Annotated in this window: 18 protein-coding genes; 2 read left to right on the top strand and 16 right to left on the bottom strand. The window is 40.8% G+C overall.

Features of this window, described 5'->3' with window-relative positions:
• Nucleotides 1–40: 40 nt before the first annotated feature.
• From P5G61_RS05425 to P5G61_RS05400, 6 genes are all read right to left on the bottom strand, one after another.
• Nucleotides 41–1,837: a serine hydrolase domain-containing protein gene (locus P5G61_RS05425; RefSeq protein WP_301245165.1), complete on the bottom strand. Its 1,797-nt coding sequence runs from the start codon at nt 1,835–1,837 to the stop codon at nt 41–43.
• Nucleotides 1,838–2,201: 364 nt separating this feature from the next.
• Nucleotides 2,202–2,507, bottom strand: coding sequence for a hypothetical protein (locus P5G61_RS05420; protein ID WP_301245163.1), 306 nt, complete (start codon nt 2,505–2,507; stop codon nt 2,202–2,204).
• Nucleotides 2,508–2,592: 85 nt separating this feature from the next.
• Entirely contained in the window at nt 2,593–2,997 is a 405-nt protein-coding gene (locus tag P5G61_RS05415; RefSeq protein ID WP_301245161.1) for a hypothetical protein, read from the bottom strand.
• A 65-nt stretch (nt 2,998–3,062) separates the two neighbouring features.
• Complete coding sequence (locus tag P5G61_RS05410) at nt 3,063–3,320, bottom strand: hypothetical protein (RefSeq protein WP_301245159.1); 258 nt, start codon at nt 3,318–3,320, stop codon at nt 3,063–3,065.
• A gap of 459 nt (nt 3,321–3,779) precedes the next feature.
• The gene (locus tag P5G61_RS05405; protein ID WP_301245157.1) at nt 3,780–4,085 is read right to left on the bottom strand and encodes a WXG100 family type VII secretion target; all 306 of its coding nucleotides are present in this window, start codon (nt 4,083–4,085) and stop codon (nt 3,780–3,782) included.
• Nucleotide 4,086: 1 nt separating this feature from the next.
• Nucleotides 4,087–5,475, bottom strand: a complete 1,389-nt coding sequence (locus P5G61_RS05400) for a lipase family protein (protein ID WP_301245155.1) — start codon at nt 5,473–5,475, stop codon at nt 4,087–4,089.
• Nucleotides 5,476–5,557: 82 nt separating this feature from the next.
• Here P5G61_RS05400 and P5G61_RS05395 point away from each other — a divergent pair, with 82 nt between their 5' ends.
• Nucleotides 5,558–5,899: a hypothetical protein gene (locus P5G61_RS05395; RefSeq protein WP_301245153.1), complete on the top strand. Its 342-nt coding sequence runs from the start codon at nt 5,558–5,560 to the stop codon at nt 5,897–5,899.
• 255 nt (nt 5,900–6,154) lie between these two features.
• Here the strand turns inward: P5G61_RS05395 and P5G61_RS05390 are convergent, their stop codons facing one another.
• The 7 genes from P5G61_RS05390 to P5G61_RS05360 all read right to left on the bottom strand — a co-directional run bounded on the left by P5G61_RS05390 (nt 6,155) and on the right by P5G61_RS05360 (nt 11,262).
• Nucleotides 6,155–6,946 carry an ABC transporter substrate-binding protein gene (locus P5G61_RS05390; RefSeq protein WP_301245151.1) on the bottom strand — a complete coding sequence of 264 codons (792 nt, stop codon included), beginning with the start codon at nt 6,944–6,946 and terminating at the stop codon, nt 6,155–6,157.
• A gap of 212 nt (nt 6,947–7,158) precedes the next feature.
• On the bottom strand, nt 7,159–7,437 hold the full coding sequence (locus tag P5G61_RS05385; protein ID WP_301245149.1) for a hypothetical protein: 279 nt from the start codon (nt 7,435–7,437) through the stop codon (nt 7,159–7,161).
• 301 nt (nt 7,438–7,738) lie between these two features.
• Nucleotides 7,739–8,059 carry a hypothetical protein gene (locus tag P5G61_RS05380; protein WP_301245147.1) on the bottom strand — a complete coding sequence of 107 codons (321 nt, stop codon included), beginning with the start codon at nt 8,057–8,059 and terminating at the stop codon, nt 7,739–7,741.
• 535 nt (nt 8,060–8,594) lie between these two features.
• Complete coding sequence (locus P5G61_RS05375; protein WP_301245268.1) at nt 8,595–9,191, bottom strand: chloramphenicol phosphotransferase CPT family protein; 597 nt, start codon at nt 9,189–9,191, stop codon at nt 8,595–8,597.
• Nucleotides 9,192–9,371: 180 nt separating this feature from the next.
• Nucleotides 9,372–10,097 (bottom strand): hypothetical protein, encoded by a 726-nt coding sequence (locus tag P5G61_RS05370; RefSeq protein ID WP_301245145.1) that lies wholly within the window; start codon nt 10,095–10,097, stop codon nt 9,372–9,374.
• Between the two features lie 325 nt (nt 10,098–10,422).
• Nucleotides 10,423–10,728: a hypothetical protein gene (locus P5G61_RS05365; RefSeq protein ID WP_301245143.1), complete on the bottom strand. Its 306-nt coding sequence runs from the start codon at nt 10,726–10,728 to the stop codon at nt 10,423–10,425.
• Between the two features lie 222 nt (nt 10,729–10,950).
• The gene (locus P5G61_RS05360; protein ID WP_024633877.1) at nt 10,951–11,262 is read right to left on the bottom strand and encodes a hypothetical protein; all 312 of its coding nucleotides are present in this window, start codon (nt 11,260–11,262) and stop codon (nt 10,951–10,953) included.
• A 170-nt stretch (nt 11,263–11,432) separates the two neighbouring features.
• Here P5G61_RS05360 and P5G61_RS05355 point away from each other — a divergent pair, with 170 nt between their 5' ends.
• On the top strand, nt 11,433–11,780 hold the full coding sequence (locus P5G61_RS05355) for a hypothetical protein (RefSeq protein WP_301245139.1): 348 nt from the start codon (nt 11,433–11,435) through the stop codon (nt 11,778–11,780).
• Here P5G61_RS05355 and P5G61_RS05350 read toward each other — a convergent pair.
• The 3 genes from P5G61_RS05350 to P5G61_RS05340 form a co-directional block, all read right to left on the bottom strand.
• Entirely contained in the window at nt 11,732–12,568 is an 837-nt protein-coding gene (locus tag P5G61_RS05350; RefSeq protein ID WP_301245137.1) for a carbohydrate ABC transporter permease, read from the bottom strand. The two genes, P5G61_RS05355 and P5G61_RS05350, sit on opposite strands and share 49 nt — an antisense overlap.
• Before the next feature lie 17 nt (nt 12,569–12,585).
• Entirely contained in the window at nt 12,586–13,521 is a 936-nt protein-coding gene (locus P5G61_RS05345) for a carbohydrate ABC transporter permease (protein ID WP_301245135.1), read from the bottom strand.
• Nucleotides 13,522–13,591: 70 nt separating this feature from the next.
• Entirely contained in the window at nt 13,592–14,893 is a 1,302-nt protein-coding gene (locus tag P5G61_RS05340) for an ABC transporter substrate-binding protein (protein WP_301245133.1), read from the bottom strand.
• Nucleotides 14,894–15,116 lie beyond the last annotated feature (223 nt).

Genomic DNA, 15,116 nt, shown 5'->3' with positions numbered 1-15,116 from the left:
CTCTCAATATGCTTAAGTTATCCATTTAGCTTCTGACCTTCTAAACATACAAATGCCACCCCAAAACAAAAGCAGCCAAGATGAAAGCCGAGATGCCAGACATGATGTACATCACCTTCTGCTTTTTGCTGTAACTGTTCTTCCGGAGTTTGTAATTAAGCAAGCCAAGATACGCCGCTGCCAGAACTACATAAAGTAAGTTAAACCCTAAATTAATGCGTAACGAAGAATAAGCGGGATAACTTGGAAGTCTCGTATGTATGATTAAAAGGTTAAGAGGAAGTACCGAACCCGCGAAATTAATGGCAAGATCATATTTATCAAAATGGGTTGGGGGATTTCCTCGTTTATATAGTTTGTTAATGAGCATCCGGATCAAATTGACGATCAAAGCACCTAAGCTAAAAATGATGGCTAGCGCAACAGGAATAAAAGATATTACAATCAAGTTCACCTTCAAATTCGATACAGGTAAGTAATCCATGTAAGGAGTGTAGGAAATTTTCTCAACAACGCCATTATGCTCGACAACATTATAAAGACTACTTAACTCAGCTTTTGAAAATTTGGTTATATCAAGCTGCCTGAATAAATCAGTAAATCTAGCGGCTGGCCGTCGTGCGGATTGAAAATATCCTCCTTCAGAAATGACTGAATTAACGTATGTACTATTACCGAAGATTTTGCTAATAAGTCCATAATAATAAATCTCCTCGAACGCAATGTTTGTCATGATCACCATCCCAAATTTGGATTCTGGATCAAAGACAAGTTTACTTGAAAACCCTTTTAAATTCCCTTCATGCATCAGTGTAGGTACCCAGTATTCCATTTCAGCGAACCCGTGCGCAAATCGAGGAATCGAAGTCTCGTCATAATATAGACTTGTTGACAACATTTCGTCTAACGTATCCCTCTTAGCAAATAATACATTGCTATCATCGACAGGCATCAGCGCTGTAAGGAATTTCCCTAAATCTTCTGCTGTCCCCATCGCTGCCCCTGTAGGATAGAACGTTACGAATACTCTGTTCTCAGGGATCCGTTTCAAATCTTTCGTATACCCTTCAACCTCATTCCTTCTTTGCACGATGTCTGGACGATCTTGCCCCGTTGGATGAATCGTAGTGTCGTTCATATTAAGCGGTTTAAATATATGTTGATTGACATACTCATAAAAAGGTTGTCCACTTATCTCTTCCACGATGTAACCAGCTAAACCAACGCCGTAGTTCGAATAACCCACTATGCTATTCGGTTTATAGATTTGTTTCGGCTCATTTTTACGCAGCGTATCTCCTAAATCAACATTTTCATTCTCGGCGTAATAATACACTTCGGTCACTGTTTGATCTTCCCAACCCGCATTGTGATGCATCAGGTTCAAGAGGGTAATTGGATCATCGTATTTCAGCTTTTTGAAAAATCCCTCTGGCAGATATTCTTTGATATCCTTCTCCAAATCAAGCTTTCCTTGTTCGACAAGCTGCATCACACTCGTATAGACCAACAGTTTCGAGATGGAAGCCCATTCAAAAACAGTAGAGGTATCCGCCTTTCGCTGATTCTCAATATCTGCGTAACCATATGCCTTATTCACAATGGTTTCGCCATCTTTAATAGCCACAACCGAAACGGCAGCGGTATACTTCTCATACGAGGCAACATAAGTATCAATCGTTTCCTCTAACTTGGATATAGGAATCCTGGATGGTGTAGTCTCAACCTGTTTCTCATCAGCGAGGGCAGGTACTGCTATTGCCATAATGATAAATATGAATGACAAAACACAAGCGATTACTTTGTTTACAGTGTGATATCCACGATTCATCTGCATTAGCTTCTCTCCTTTTATTTTAAATGTTAATTACATACTCTTGTTCTCACGTATGCGTTTTCAAAAGAGTCCGCATGAATCAAGGTTATTCTCAAATGCAATTACACTCCATTCAGGAGAGAGGTCGGAGCATTTTTCCTATTAATTTGGGCGTGATGATCTCATCGGTCCATTTTGGTGTTAATGCTGCTCTTCTGTATCATATATATTCTTTTGTCCAGCCTTCGAATTCTCCTCCTCAGAAACGATATGTAATGTGATTTTTCCTGCGTTGTTAGCATCCGGATCAACATACCAATAAAATGATCCATTGGAACGAACGACTTTACTCACATTATTCTTTCTTATAAATATCCTTCATTCATCACATATATCCATCTTCAGGTTCACCAACATCAAAACCTATTTTTGACGCTTCCAATTTGAACGTTTCTATCCAAGAAGTCCAATCATCATTATTCATCTGTGCATAAAATGCTAATCCACTAGGCTCAACGGATGCTTCAATAAAAACATCATCCTCTTCAGACCCAAACCAATATGGAATTCCACTTTTATAACCGATCCACCCTGGCATACTCTCATACACTTTAGAAACTTTATCCCATACCTCATCAGGCAGATCATACCTTATATTCAGGTTGCAATTATGAGAATTTATGTTTTTCATTTACATTCTCTCCCTCTACATTGGAGGTGTATGAAGATATATCCTCTATTTTTATGTAAAGGATCACACTTCTTCAATTACTAATTCAAGGATAGATCTCTTGGTCTTTATATACTATTTTCGTTATCATTTTTGAATATTTTAATCTCGTTATTTCAATAAGTTCATTTGGCTGCATTAAATTCACGATGTGACTATCATTTATTTTAATTTTGGTATTACATCGTCCCAGTCCTTTGACTATTACGATGTTATTTTTCACAACAACTATTTGTCCAATTGTATTGACCTGCTCTTGTTTCTTGAGATCAAGGTATGTTACAAAGCCAAGTATACAAAATATAATAAAGCAAAAAGTTGATAATGCAGTTGTCCATGCAGGAGGATGATATGCTAAGTTATTGGTAGTTACTTGAATTACGATTATAAAAATAAATAGAACGATGAATAGAAATTGCTTTTTTAATTTGCCTTTAGCTTTTTCGTTCATAGGACTGTCTACCACCCATCTCCAGTTTTCCTATAACAACATGATTGAAGCCTTGTCCATCATAGTTAATTTTCATTCGTATTACGTCTCACTCTCATTAATGGATCTTTACGGAGATGAATCACAAAGTCTTGATTCGAAGTATGATATACAAAGTTACCAGGCTCTACTCGAAAAAATTCTTTATTCGCATCTTTTTCTGATACAGTACGAATTGGTGCAACTTCATCTACAATTTTTTTGTTATCTTCCTCATGATAATGAATGATAGAACCCAGAACAAATTGGTCAGGGAACAATTCTCTAACCTCTTGCCATTTCATGTGTTATACCTTCTGTTATTTGAATTAGTTCAACTTTCTATCATTTTAACATATACCCCTTACTTCATATATCATTCCTGTATTATTCATAACACCCGACCTAGTCCAATGTATCCTCACTTGAGTATGTAAAATGTACAAAGAAACCGTCTCCTTTGGTATATGGTTGCTCTCACTTCCATTTACTACGAAACGGTTTCTTTTTTTTAAAATTTTAAGAAAGGATCTGTTCCTTCTCATTACGACTTAACACATCAATAGCTTCAACAATTACCACCGCTATATCTAAGGCAAGGTACCGACGCTATGCGAAGGAGCAAACGCCCACACTAGCATTGTGATCGATCCGCAACATCATCTGAGTGTCATAAATTCGTGGATTGACATTCAGGCTTTCTTCATTACAACCCTGCGCCGATCTTTGTTGCAGCAGAATCTGCATACCACTGTTCGGATATCTCAGCTCAGCATGCTGTGCTCCCTCCGGTCTCTGAAGTCCTCCCGGTCAGCTTCCTCCATCCTGTGAATGTATCGGCGCAATGCTTCTTTATGCGCCTCCAATTCATCCATTCGGCTGGATGTCCCGTTCAGGAAAGATTGCATTTTTAATCCTAGCGTTGTGGCAGCATTTCCTGCCCAATCTTGCTCCAGTCTACTATGTATTGAACGCATCTTCTGCTCCTGCTGCACTAAGCGCTCCTGCAACTGCTCACATTGCTGAACGGCTCTTCTCAGATCGGATAAAGATACCGATATTCTTCCCATGTCAAATACCTCCCGTTAAGAACTGGTCTGCTTGAACGAAATCTTCGTGCTTGCGTTCAATGTACTCGGCAATCTCGCTGATGGATTCCTGATACCAACGGTTAATTCGTTCCAGTGTCGCCGTAGCTTCGTAAGCAATTGACGTGAAGGAATGGCTTTCACTTGTGGAAGTATAAGCCTCGAACATTCGGATGGAAGCTTGTGCATCATTGGAAAACCCGCTCAGACTAAAGCGCATTTCCTTGGCTGCCTGTGCCAATTCCTCCGGCGTTAGTCGGATTGTGCCACCACCTTGACCTGACTTTCCATTGGATGCAGCCGCAATCAAGGGGGCCACCAACCCGCCAACGAGGTTTGACAAAGCCATCCGTGATTCCTGATAAGCATTCCAGCGTGGTGAGATGTCAATTTGTTTTCCTGTTGCGCGATCGATAAGTGGACCGACCAAGTTACCCTGTTCATCAAACTGATACTGGTTCATCGAGTGATATCCCTTGCCTTCTTTTTTGGAAAACGAGTCCATCAATCGAACAATATTACCGACCTGAAACTTGTCCAGATCGATATCAATTGGGAAATTGTATGTGACTAACGGGCCGCTGGGCCCCATCGGACGAATCGGCACCATGAGCTGGAATTGCAGCCTCCAGTTTTGGTACATCGCATTGGCCGAGTCAAAATCCTGGCCTTTGTAGTACGTGCTGCCAACATGTCTGTCATATTCAAAAAGTCCTCCTGCACCTACTGAATCGTTTGGCTGAACGATGTTCACCACTTTTTTATCATAGTAACCTTCGTTCACTTTCGCCAAGCTTGCATCGTCCAGCAGATTGGTTACACTCGGAGCACTGTATGTCATGGCCGACAAATCCTGTCGCGCTGCCACATATTGCGCTAAACCACCTCCAAGCGAATGTCCCGTAAGAGAGATACTTGCGTCAGGATATTTTGATTTGACTTGTTCATAAAGCACTTCCGCCTGATGAAATTGGTTGTTCTCCCAATCGATATCGTCCTTAATGGATTGAATAAAACTTTTCTTGAAAATGTTATGATGATTAGGGTCAGTTACGGCATCCTCCAGTTCTCTGGTACGTCCACCTAAAACATCGAACACATCTGTTTCGTAATCGGCCGCTCTCCCAAGCCAGCTCCCATCTGGCTCTGTTCCGCGGTAACCGATGACAATCTGATTCGTCTGATTGTTGTGGAGGATGACGGAATCGAAACCCGACACTTTATTGTGGAGCTTGGCACCTTCAGGTTCAATGACCTTCCATTGTGCATAATCTCCCTCCTCCGTAAGTGATGTTCCAGCAGTAACGTTCTTCTGGTAGGCAAGGTCAGATATTTCCTTATACAACTCATCGCTAATGTAATCGTTCCGCATAAGTACCTCCTGAATTGAACATTTCAATATGATTATGTAAACTAGTGATAATTCAATCTTTATAGTATATTAATACCAGTCTATGAAAGTTGAGGTGTCCCTTTTGAAAAGACCTTTCTTCCTGATTGTAATCTTAATCATCTCATCTCTCTTGCTTGGAGCATGTGCCTCCGAAGAGGAAAAGATGATTGTATCCTCCGCCGAGAAGTTCGCTGCAAATTATATTCTCGAAAAGTACGGTGAAACCGTTCGTTTTACGGAGTATAGATTTTCTCCTCCCGATCTAAGCAAGTCGTTAGGCCTCCACGGCTACATTGAAGGCGATAAGAAAAAGAAGGTATTTGTTTTCGTGCAATACGATCCTCTAAGTATTAAGACACTATCGCTCCCTGAAGGAATATCCAAGAAACCAAATTCCAAATAGAGAGTTGAAGTATATTTTCAAAACCATCAATCGATATAAACGCTTTTGAAACTATAGGGAATATATGGATTGTATCTTTCGTCAATTACTCCTGTCAACGTTCCCCGCAACAATAAAATAAAGAAACAAATGCGATCTACATAATAGAATGATTGTGTACTTAAGATATGATAAACCTCTGTTTAAAGAAGTTATCCACTAATCCGATGAATTCTGAATATACAAAAATAGAGGGAGTTACAGCAGAACTCCCCCTCATCCCAACAACGCCTGCTCGATCTGATCCACAATCCCATTGATACCTGTCGGCCCATAACAACCGATCCATGTCGCGGCATCTACCGAGTGTATTTGCTGTCGCTCATCTGTATCTAACATCCCCCAGACACGTTGTTCTGTCGCGGATATGCCCTCCTGCATCATTTCGTTACTAAGCAAAAAATAGTGACTGGCCTGTACTGCCGGTAGTCTATCAACCGAGATATGATAGGCCGTGTCGGAAGTGTCCGCCACAAATAATGGAACAGGCAGACCCAGATCACGGTACAGCACAGCACCTGTACGATGAGCAGCAGAGTGAACCCCAACGAGAGAATCCAGCGGACGGATCAGTGCCACACTCTTACCTGCCAGTACCGGAGCCAGTTCTTCGGACAGCAAAGCAGTACGTCGATGATAATCCGCAAGTATTCGCTTGGCCTCTGCCCGCTTGCCAGTCAGTTCACCGAACAGACTCAGGATGGTCTGCCAGCTCTCATTACGCTTGAATATAATCACTGGAGCGATTCGACTTAACCGTTCATGATGCTGATCATGCACCTCAGTGCAGATAATCAGATCCGGTAATAATTGTTCCACCGCAAGCAGATTAGGGTACTCATACGTCCCGAGTAATTCGGTACCCTGAAGTCCTGCTCTGATATATTGAGGGAAATTGACCACCGCACCTCCCGATCCTACACTTCCTGCTGGAGACAATCCAAGCGCGAGCAAATGATCGGCATATTGAACATCCAGCACGGCGATACGCTGTGGTGATTCAGTCACTTGATATTCACCTCGCATATGGCATATCACCGGGCCTTGGTCCGACTCGTACGAAGAAGCCAATTCCTTGTTTCATGATGAATCCCCCCTTATGTATTTAATGATAATGATTTTCATTATTGAAACATAAAGAGAGTATAAACGATCTCCTCATCGCGTTACCATGTACTTTTGCGACATTTGAGCCGGAATAATGCGACATCATGAGCCTGTTATCCGCCCTTTAATGTTTCAGCAATATACGCTTGCAGTCGGTAAATATCTGAAAGGAGCTCTTCTTCCTCCGGCGTATTGCCATACTCCCCTAACCAGCGCGGTGTAGGGATATGCCACTCGTCTGTCAGGTAATACTTTTCATCGCGATACTCTAAAATATGTCCCAGGAAATATTCCAAAGAACCGAAGGATTGTTTATGAGTGTCGTTTATGATGGTTTGTGTTTGTTCAATGATCGCCTGCAACATGTGTTGGATATGATCTTCTGGATTCATAGAGTTGCCCTCCTTACCATCATTTCAAGATGTATCTGAAACTACGAATATAATAGTTCATACGGATACGTTTTGAATAATAAATTAGCGAACAAAAAATAATTATGCTGATAGTGACAGGAGACATTTTAATTGAATTGACCAGAGTCTTCTTTGAGAATAGCACTTTCATGCATTCGGGAAACTACCCTCTATTTCAACTAGTTATCGTTTCACCGAGAATTTGAAATAAAAAAAGGAAGGTTCTTCTCTATTCCATAAGGAATCAGACAACCTTCCGTTGCTTAATCAAACTGAATAATTACTCTTCGCTTTTTTTTAAACGTTGAGGAGTTTTAGGATCTAATTGATGCCACTTCGGAACCTCACCATCTCCATCCGTAAAGATATATTTATCTGAAAATACAACGTATACAGGATATTTAGGCATAGAGCTTAACTTAGCTTCTATACTAACAATTTCTTCTTCTTTATATCCCTCGACATTTATAAGGTGTTCTTTTAGGCTTGCTTCAAGAGAATTGTATTTGAACTGTAAGAATACATAAAAACCGACTATTAATAATAAGACTAGAATTATAGCACCACTCAGAATCATTTTTATGCTTCCCGTTTTTTTCATATAAACCTCCTAACGGTAATATTGGCATTAATTCTATTAAACCAACTTTAATCTCTAAAGAAAAGAAACTCTTTAACTTTTGAAAAGTCAGAGTTTCTGTGTAGCTTTTATTCATAATTAGTTGCGTACAGCTTTAAAAGAGGTTGTATAACAAAATGGTTAGACTTAGTAAACGCTGAAGGAGTTACAAAAAATTAGTATCACCGATTTTACCTTTATCAGAAATCTCAAAACCCTCTCCATAGTAAAAAGCTTGCCATATAAATTTGGAACAATAGATTGGACTAAGTGTATCTAGGGGTGAGTCGATTCATTTAGCAGCTTCTACACCACGGCCATTAAGCCTTTTGAATTGTAAATTTATATATATTCGTACAGGATTATTTAATATTTAAAGCGAATCGACAACAGGCAGGACGAGGTGGGGATTCTTCCACGTAACAGAAGTCATATCTATGAGTTCATTTCTAACCTGGCTCAGAATCAAATAGGCAATAGTCTCTATGCGTAGGGTGTGATCTGAGGCATCCATGTTCTATGAAACACTAATCTCTCTTCTACTTAATTTCTTAAAAGCCGAGTATTCTTGCTCGGAATTTATATAACTTAATATCTTTTCCGCACATGCAGCTGAGCTAAGCTCTTCCGTGTTCACTTCCAGATCATATTCATCATAGGAGTATATGTAGTCGAACTGGGAATGGGCGAGTCCAATCGCTCGATCTCCCCTGCTTTGCTCTCTTCTAGTGAGTTCTTCTTTCGAACAGTGTACACCTACAAACAATATCGGATAATCCAAAAGCAAATCATAAAAACCGTTAAACCACTTGTCATTGCTGATGACCGTATCCACGATGACATTCAAACCCAACTCCGAAAACAGTTTAATGGTTGCATAGTACAACGAGCTAATCGGATCGAACAGGATATCTGTCATCACATGGGGTTCCACTTCTCTTGTTGGTTTCATATCTGGATATGTAGTATCGATGAAATGATCATAATTATGGAGAAATTGATCTACAGATAAATGATGAAATGGTATCTCTCCCTGATTTTTCATTTCCATCGCGATGCTTGTCTTCCCCGAACTTGACGTTCCGTTCAAAAATATAATGAGTCCTCGTTCCACATTAATCACCCTTATCTATAAAATTGGCAGTACCTTTCAGATCACATTGTTGTTTTGCTGAATTCGAGCTGACCTGTACACTTAATTGTGCTCATACCATGGTGTTCTAACTGACAACGAACATCCTCCCTATTGCTTCGTATCCTTTTTACAAGTTGGTCAAAACAATCGTAGCGGTTATTAACGCCTGCCAATGAATAGCTTATTTTGAGTCCAATGTAGTTTATAGCCATAACGGTATAGCTCAAAGTAAGGATACAGGCAGTCTTGCGCCTCCTGTAAATCTTGATAGCGGGGCCATTGTAAATAATAGGCTACCCAATAATCGCAAGCGATGGAATAGTATGCTTCGTTCAATAGCTCGATATTTTCGCTGTAATCACTACGTGAACGGATGAGCTCTCCGAGCGCTTCGTAAACGACCTCGCTATCTTCTTCATCCGTTCCTTGAATTAGTCTTTGCTCTAACTTGCCAATTTCACCCGGCGGCAATACGACGACCTCCTTTACACATGCCAAAGCCCGGATTGCTTCCTTCGCTGAGTCCGCCTCTACATCTTTCTCGGGCACTATGGAGAACAAGCTCTTCAATCTTTTAATCAGCTCCTCCCCCAGACCACGCAACGTTCCTTCGGAAGCATCCTCATTTCCACCGTTGAAATAACCTGGCACATAATCGCCGGCAAAATCCTCAGGATTCAACATCTCATAGATCGGACGTATTCTATCCAAAAAACGTTGGTCGTCCGGAATTGGCTCAAACACACGTTCCACTCCTGTTCCGGATGGCATGAACCCTTGAAAAAAGCCGTAGAGATGATCTGCTTCGACCTCCATATCATCATCTGGTTCTATTTCTTCTCCGCTCAATGCTAACAAATAGCGCCCATACTCCTGTTGATCCATTTGTACCATTCCCTCTCTCTGTTCAACCAAATTACCACTCTCTCTATTCTTCCGTAATCTTGATCCTTATCCGTTCTAGCCCCAATGGTTCCTCTCTGAACAATGAAAACCAAATCTAACGGAGCGAGGATAAGATAATGTCTTTATTCAAAAAGAAATATGTACGAATCTCTGTATTGTTCATATTATTGATCTCTGTTGGAACAAACGTATATTGGAGAAGAAGTACCATTTGAATTAAGGTTTTCATCACATCTTAACTGTTAGTTTAGAATATCCCTATCAAATAGCGACGATTGATAAAACCAAACGCCCCATCTCCTCCTTACAATCTATTGCGTTTTAATATGTATTTATTGTCTCTTGCCCGCTCATTTATTTCTTTAAGCAAGTTCTCTTTATAAATTGAAATACTATATGGAATTTCTCTATGGTTTTCATCTGGATAGATATTCTCTGGATAGATAATAAAGTTGGTTAAATCCATCTTCTTAATGATGAAATAGTTCCCCTCGAACTCCCCGTTACGAATGTGAACGGAGTCAATGAAATCAAATATAGCTTCATAAAGTTCTTGTGATGAAATCTCATCTTCTAAAAAACGTTTGATGACTTCCTGGCTATTAATCAATCTTTCTCACTCCCTTTATTGTTTTTTCAGGATTTCAAGAGTTCCACATAACGTGCCTGTATTCACGACATCCGACGTAGTCAGATGAGTCCGGCAAGCTCCTGCCTCTTCGAATCCATCTGCCGGGCCGAGGGCCGCTAGGTCTGAAGCGTGAATATATTGTTATCTGATGGCTCATTCTTGAATCGCTAACATATACCTTTTCGATTTTTAATTTTTTTTTTATTCGTGATTGTTTTTATTTCTTTCGTCAAATTTTTTGTTTCTTAACTTCACTTCATTTATGTAGTTTTGAATAAAATTTGTTTTACTAATCAAATAAACAATGCCACTCAGAATACATATAGCTCCGATCCAATAATTGAGCTCAAAGTTCACATGATAATTATCTGGAGTATAAGACCCGGCTGCTGCGGACTGATATGCTGCAAATCCCAGCTTTGGAATCACTTCTTCAATTATCTTTGAGATAGTAATAATACAAATTCCCAAAATAATAAATATGAAAGAAAAGATGACTGGAAATTGTTTCATGTTAATTAACCTCCTTATGTTTTTTCACTCTTGGGGATTTCAGATAACGTCTTTTCTACAAATTCACCCATTTCCTGCGTAGGAGCAAATATACGAATTCGCTTAATGTTCCCATATATATTATTAGACGAAGAGAGGGCTAATCCTCCATCTCCGACAGGTTGCTTCTTATGAGTCGGTACAGAGGCTATAAACTAACGTTCCATCTGCCCGCGAGCCTCATTGTTATGCAGAATGCATTGGTACGCAAAAAGGCAGCTTCTGCTTTACACATCGCTGCCTATTTGCTTATTAACTTTTTTCCAACGGACCTATCAATCGTTATCTACATAAAAATTGCGGTCGCCGATTTGGAAATCCTGCGAATTCGGCTTACGTTTAATCAAATTCAGCATCCCATCTCTGCCTTGGTCCGTCCTGACATCCCTGGGGTTCCGCATCGCTGGAGCTTCATTCATACAAATGATGTTCAACCTTTTATACCGCTAAATGTAATGCCGCTAATAAACGTCTTTTGAAGAAAAAAGAACAAAACAATAATAGGTAATGTCATCAAGGTGGATACGGCCATTAATAGACCCCATTCGGATCCCTTTTGACTCTGAAATTGCTGCAATCCGAGCGAAACCGTGTAAGATGGTTCATTGGTTAAATAGAGCAAGGGGCCCATAAAATCAGTCCAGCTCCCCATAAATTGAAACAATGCCACGGCTAAAACGGCGGATTTGGCTAGTGGAAACATGATCTGTAAATATATGCGGAACTCACTAGCGCCATCTAAGCGAGCCGCTTCGCGCAGGGCATCAGGCAGTCCCATGAAAAACTGCCGCAATAGAAAAATGTAAATGGGCACTCCAAAAAATTGGGGTACAATCAGTGGAAGAGATGTTCCTACCCAACCTAATTTAGTAAACAACAGGAATAGAGGAATCATCGTCACCTGTCCGGGAATCATCATAACAGCGAGGGTAACAAAGAAAAGTATACCTCTCCCACGGTACTCTAACTTGGCAAAACTATATGCAACCAAGGGACAGGATATGATCACACCAAGCGTACTAACGATGGTTATAATCGCTGTGTTTTTCAGATATGTCCAGAAAGGGATATACTCAACGGCACGGGAATAATTACTCCACAGAATGGGATGCGGGATCCACTCTGGTGGGAATGTAAAGATTTGTGTGAGTGGTTTAAGAGAAGTCGAAAGCAGCCAAATGAACGGAATCATGAAAAATGCAGAAGCAACAATTAGACATAAATAGGCTAACACACGATTGATTCTTTTGATAGCGATAGGATTCATCCCTTACTTCCTCCTCCTTATTTCCCTTGATAATGAACCCAGCGTTTAGACGTAATAAAAATAATTCCGGTTAATGCCATAACGATAATAAATAAGATCCAGGCCATTGCGGAGGCATAACCCATTTTGAAATACCTGAATCCGTTCTCATATAAATACATGACGTAAAAAGTCATGGAATTTGCAGGAGTTCCTTGCCCTTTGGTCAACGTATAGGGAAGAGTAAACTGTTGGAATGCACCGATCATTCCCATGACAAGGTTGTAGAAAATAACGGGAGTGAGCAAAGGAAGGGTTACCTTTCTCGTTTTCTGAAACCAGTTAGCTCCATCGATTTGCGCCGCTTCATAGTACTCATCCGGGATGTCTCCTAATCCAGCAAGGTAGATAACGACAGCTTGTCCAATACCCCAAAGCGACATCAGAATGAGAGAGGGTTTGGACCACGACTCACCACCAAGCCAAGAAGGCCCATCGATACCGATATTCGCTAACATCCCGTTCACCAATCCGAAGTTTGGATGTAACAACCACATCCACAGAACAGCCAAAGCCACTTGTGGCACGAGAGTAGGTAAGAAAAAGATCGTTCTGAATACAGCCATACCCTTGACCTTCATATTCAACATCATCGCGAGTGCCACACCGAAAAATATACTTAATGGAACAAAAAATACGGTAAAATAAATCGTGTTGTATATGGATTTCCAAAACAGAGGATCATGGAAAAGCTCTCTATAATTATTCATTCCGACAAATTCACCAGGCTGCAGAATGCTGTAAGTAGTGAAGCTGAAGTAGATGGACATTAGCATCGGAATTGCATAAAAGCATAGCAGCCCTATAGCCCAAGGTGAAGCAAACAGCCACCCAATCACGTTAGTTCTGTGGAGTGCTCGTTTACTTGCCGATGGAATTGCGTTTACTTGAACTGAATCGGCTAGTTTCGCCATGTGCATTCTCCTTCCAATTGTCATTCTTTAGTAGGCAAGGAGAGAGTTCGCTCCCTGCCTACCGAGCACCCTATTTGTCGTATTTTTCTAAAGCCTTATTAACAGTCTCTGTTACTCTATCCAGGTTCTCTTTCGGAGTACCGTTACCACGGGTAGCCTTTTCCGTTGCGGAAGCTAACTCATTCCACAGCAGTTGTCCTTCAGGAATAACCGGGCGGTTATGTGAATTAGGTAAAATATTAATAAATTCTTTCATAATCGGATCGTCCTTGTAACCATATTTGTCGTTAACCGAATCGATAACGGAAATTTGAGAGTCAGCGTTTAATAACGTTTGCCCTTCTTCTTCCCCTAAGAATTCGAGGAATTTCCAGGCAGCAGCGACGTTCTTGGCGCCTTTAGGAATAATAGCGGAGCCGCCTCCTGACCATGTCGTAAAATCCGCTCCTGTTGGAGTCGGTATCGGTGCAACGCCGTAATTTAGATCCGGCTTAAATTTTTCGATACCCTTCACCGTAAAGTTTCCACTTATCTTCATGCTGACTTGACCGGAAATGAAAGGATCCATTTCCTCCGTGCCAGCTGCGCTTGTGAATCCGGCAATATCCTCGACATTGTATTTTTTGCCGAAGTCAGTCATCCATTGTAGCGCTTCAACGACTTTAGGATCATTTGCAGTAATTTTGCCGGTGGCAGCGTCCTGGAATTCTCCTCCAAATGCCCATCCCCAAGTATACAGCCAGCCTTGCGAATACCATGGAATGAACCCGATGCGTTTGAAACGTTTACCTTCCTTGATGGTTAACTTCTCGGCGGCGGCTTCAAGCTCGGCGATCGTTTGTGGTGGTTTGTTAGGATCCAGCCCTACTTCTGTGAAATGATCCTTATTGTAAAATAGCAGGCGAGAGTCCGTATCCATCGGCATTGCATAAAGCTTTCCTTGATAACTGGACTCCTCCCAAGCAAATGGATAATACATTTCCTTACGAATTCCGGATTCTGCTGCCATCGAGGATAAGTCAGTCAGAGAACCTTGCGCAGCCCAAGTACCGACCTTAAACCGGTCGAAAAGTGCAACGTCAGGAGGATTGCCACCTGCGACTGCAGTTAGCAGCTTCTGATCGGATCCCTCGCTGGATTCTGTATAAACTAATTTCATTTTGATGGTAGGGTTTTTCTCCTCAAATGCCTTTACAACTTTATTCAAATTATCTAAATCAATGGAGGTAAGACCATGCCACATCGTAACCGTTGTTTTCCCCTCTCCGGCCTGATCGCCTGAGCCTTCCTTCGTTGAGCAAGCGGTTAGAAGAAGTAACATAGCCAGAAAGTAAGCAAGAATTGGAAACGCGAATTTTTTGGATCTCCTCATTCAAAGTCCCCCTTAAGTTAAATGAATTAGTTTAACTTGAATTCCTATACAATCCACTTCATTTTCTGATAAATCCATAATTTATGTAAGCGCTAACAAGTTTGATGATATGAACTATTAAAAACAGAAAATGATGAACGAAGTGAATTGGTTATAGAAACCCACTAGTTATACTAAGTATATTAATATGACATTATGAAGCATGTCAATTGCAATATTACGA

Origin of the sequence: Paenibacillus vandeheii, from assembly GCF_030433635.1 — a bacterium.
Lineage (GTDB): Bacteria > Bacillota > Bacilli > Paenibacillales > Paenibacillaceae > Paenibacillus > Paenibacillus vandeheii.
This window is presented reverse-complemented; position numbering and strand designations above follow the sequence as displayed.

Excerpts from the sequence above, each read along its gene's own strand:
- P5G61_RS05415 (WP_301245161.1), bottom strand. The coding sequence starts at position 2,997 with ATGAACGAAAAAGCTAAAGGCAAATTAAAAAAGCAATTTCTATTCATC.
- P5G61_RS05410 (WP_301245159.1), bottom strand. The coding sequence starts at position 3,320 with ATGAAATGGCAAGAGGTTAGAGAATTGTTCCCTGACCAATTTGTTCTG.
- P5G61_RS05420 (WP_301245163.1), bottom strand. The coding sequence starts at position 2,507 with ATGAAAAACATAAATTCTCATAATTGCAACCTGAATATAAGGTATGAT.
- P5G61_RS05395 (WP_301245153.1), top strand. The coding sequence starts at position 5,558 with ATGAAAGTTGAGGTGTCCCTTTTGAAAAGACCTTTCTTCCTGATTGTA.
- P5G61_RS05355 (WP_301245139.1), top strand. The coding sequence starts at position 11,433 with ATGAGTCGGTACAGAGGCTATAAACTAACGTTCCATCTGCCCGCGAGC.
- P5G61_RS05380 (WP_301245147.1), bottom strand. The coding sequence starts at position 8,059 with ATGAAAAAAACGGGAAGCATAAAAATGATTCTGAGTGGTGCTATAATT.
- P5G61_RS05360 (WP_024633877.1), bottom strand. The coding sequence starts at position 11,262 with ATGAAACAATTTCCAGTCATCTTTTCTTTCATATTTATTATTTTGGGA.
- P5G61_RS05400 (WP_301245155.1), bottom strand. The coding sequence starts at position 5,475 with ATGCGGAACGATTACATTAGCGATGAGTTGTATAAGGAAATATCTGAC.
- P5G61_RS05350 (WP_301245137.1), bottom strand. The coding sequence starts at position 12,568 with ATGAATCCTATCGCTATCAAAAGAATCAATCGTGTGTTAGCCTATTTA.
- P5G61_RS05345 (WP_301245135.1), bottom strand. The coding sequence starts at position 13,521 with ATGGCGAAACTAGCCGATTCAGTTCAAGTAAACGCAATTCCATCGGCA.
- P5G61_RS05425 (WP_301245165.1), bottom strand. The coding sequence starts at position 1,837 with ATGCAGATGAATCGTGGATATCACACTGTAAACAAAGTAATCGCTTGT.
- P5G61_RS05405 (WP_301245157.1), bottom strand. The coding sequence starts at position 4,085 with ATGGGAAGAATATCGGTATCTTTATCCGATCTGAGAAGAGCCGTTCAG.
- P5G61_RS05385 (WP_301245149.1), bottom strand. The coding sequence starts at position 7,437 with ATGAATCCAGAAGATCATATCCAACACATGTTGCAGGCGATCATTGAA.
- P5G61_RS05370 (WP_301245145.1), bottom strand. The coding sequence starts at position 10,097 with ATGGATCAACAGGAGTATGGGCGCTATTTGTTAGCATTGAGCGGAGAA.
- P5G61_RS05340 (WP_301245133.1), bottom strand. The coding sequence starts at position 14,893 with ATGAGGAGATCCAAAAAATTCGCGTTTCCAATTCTTGCTTACTTTCTG.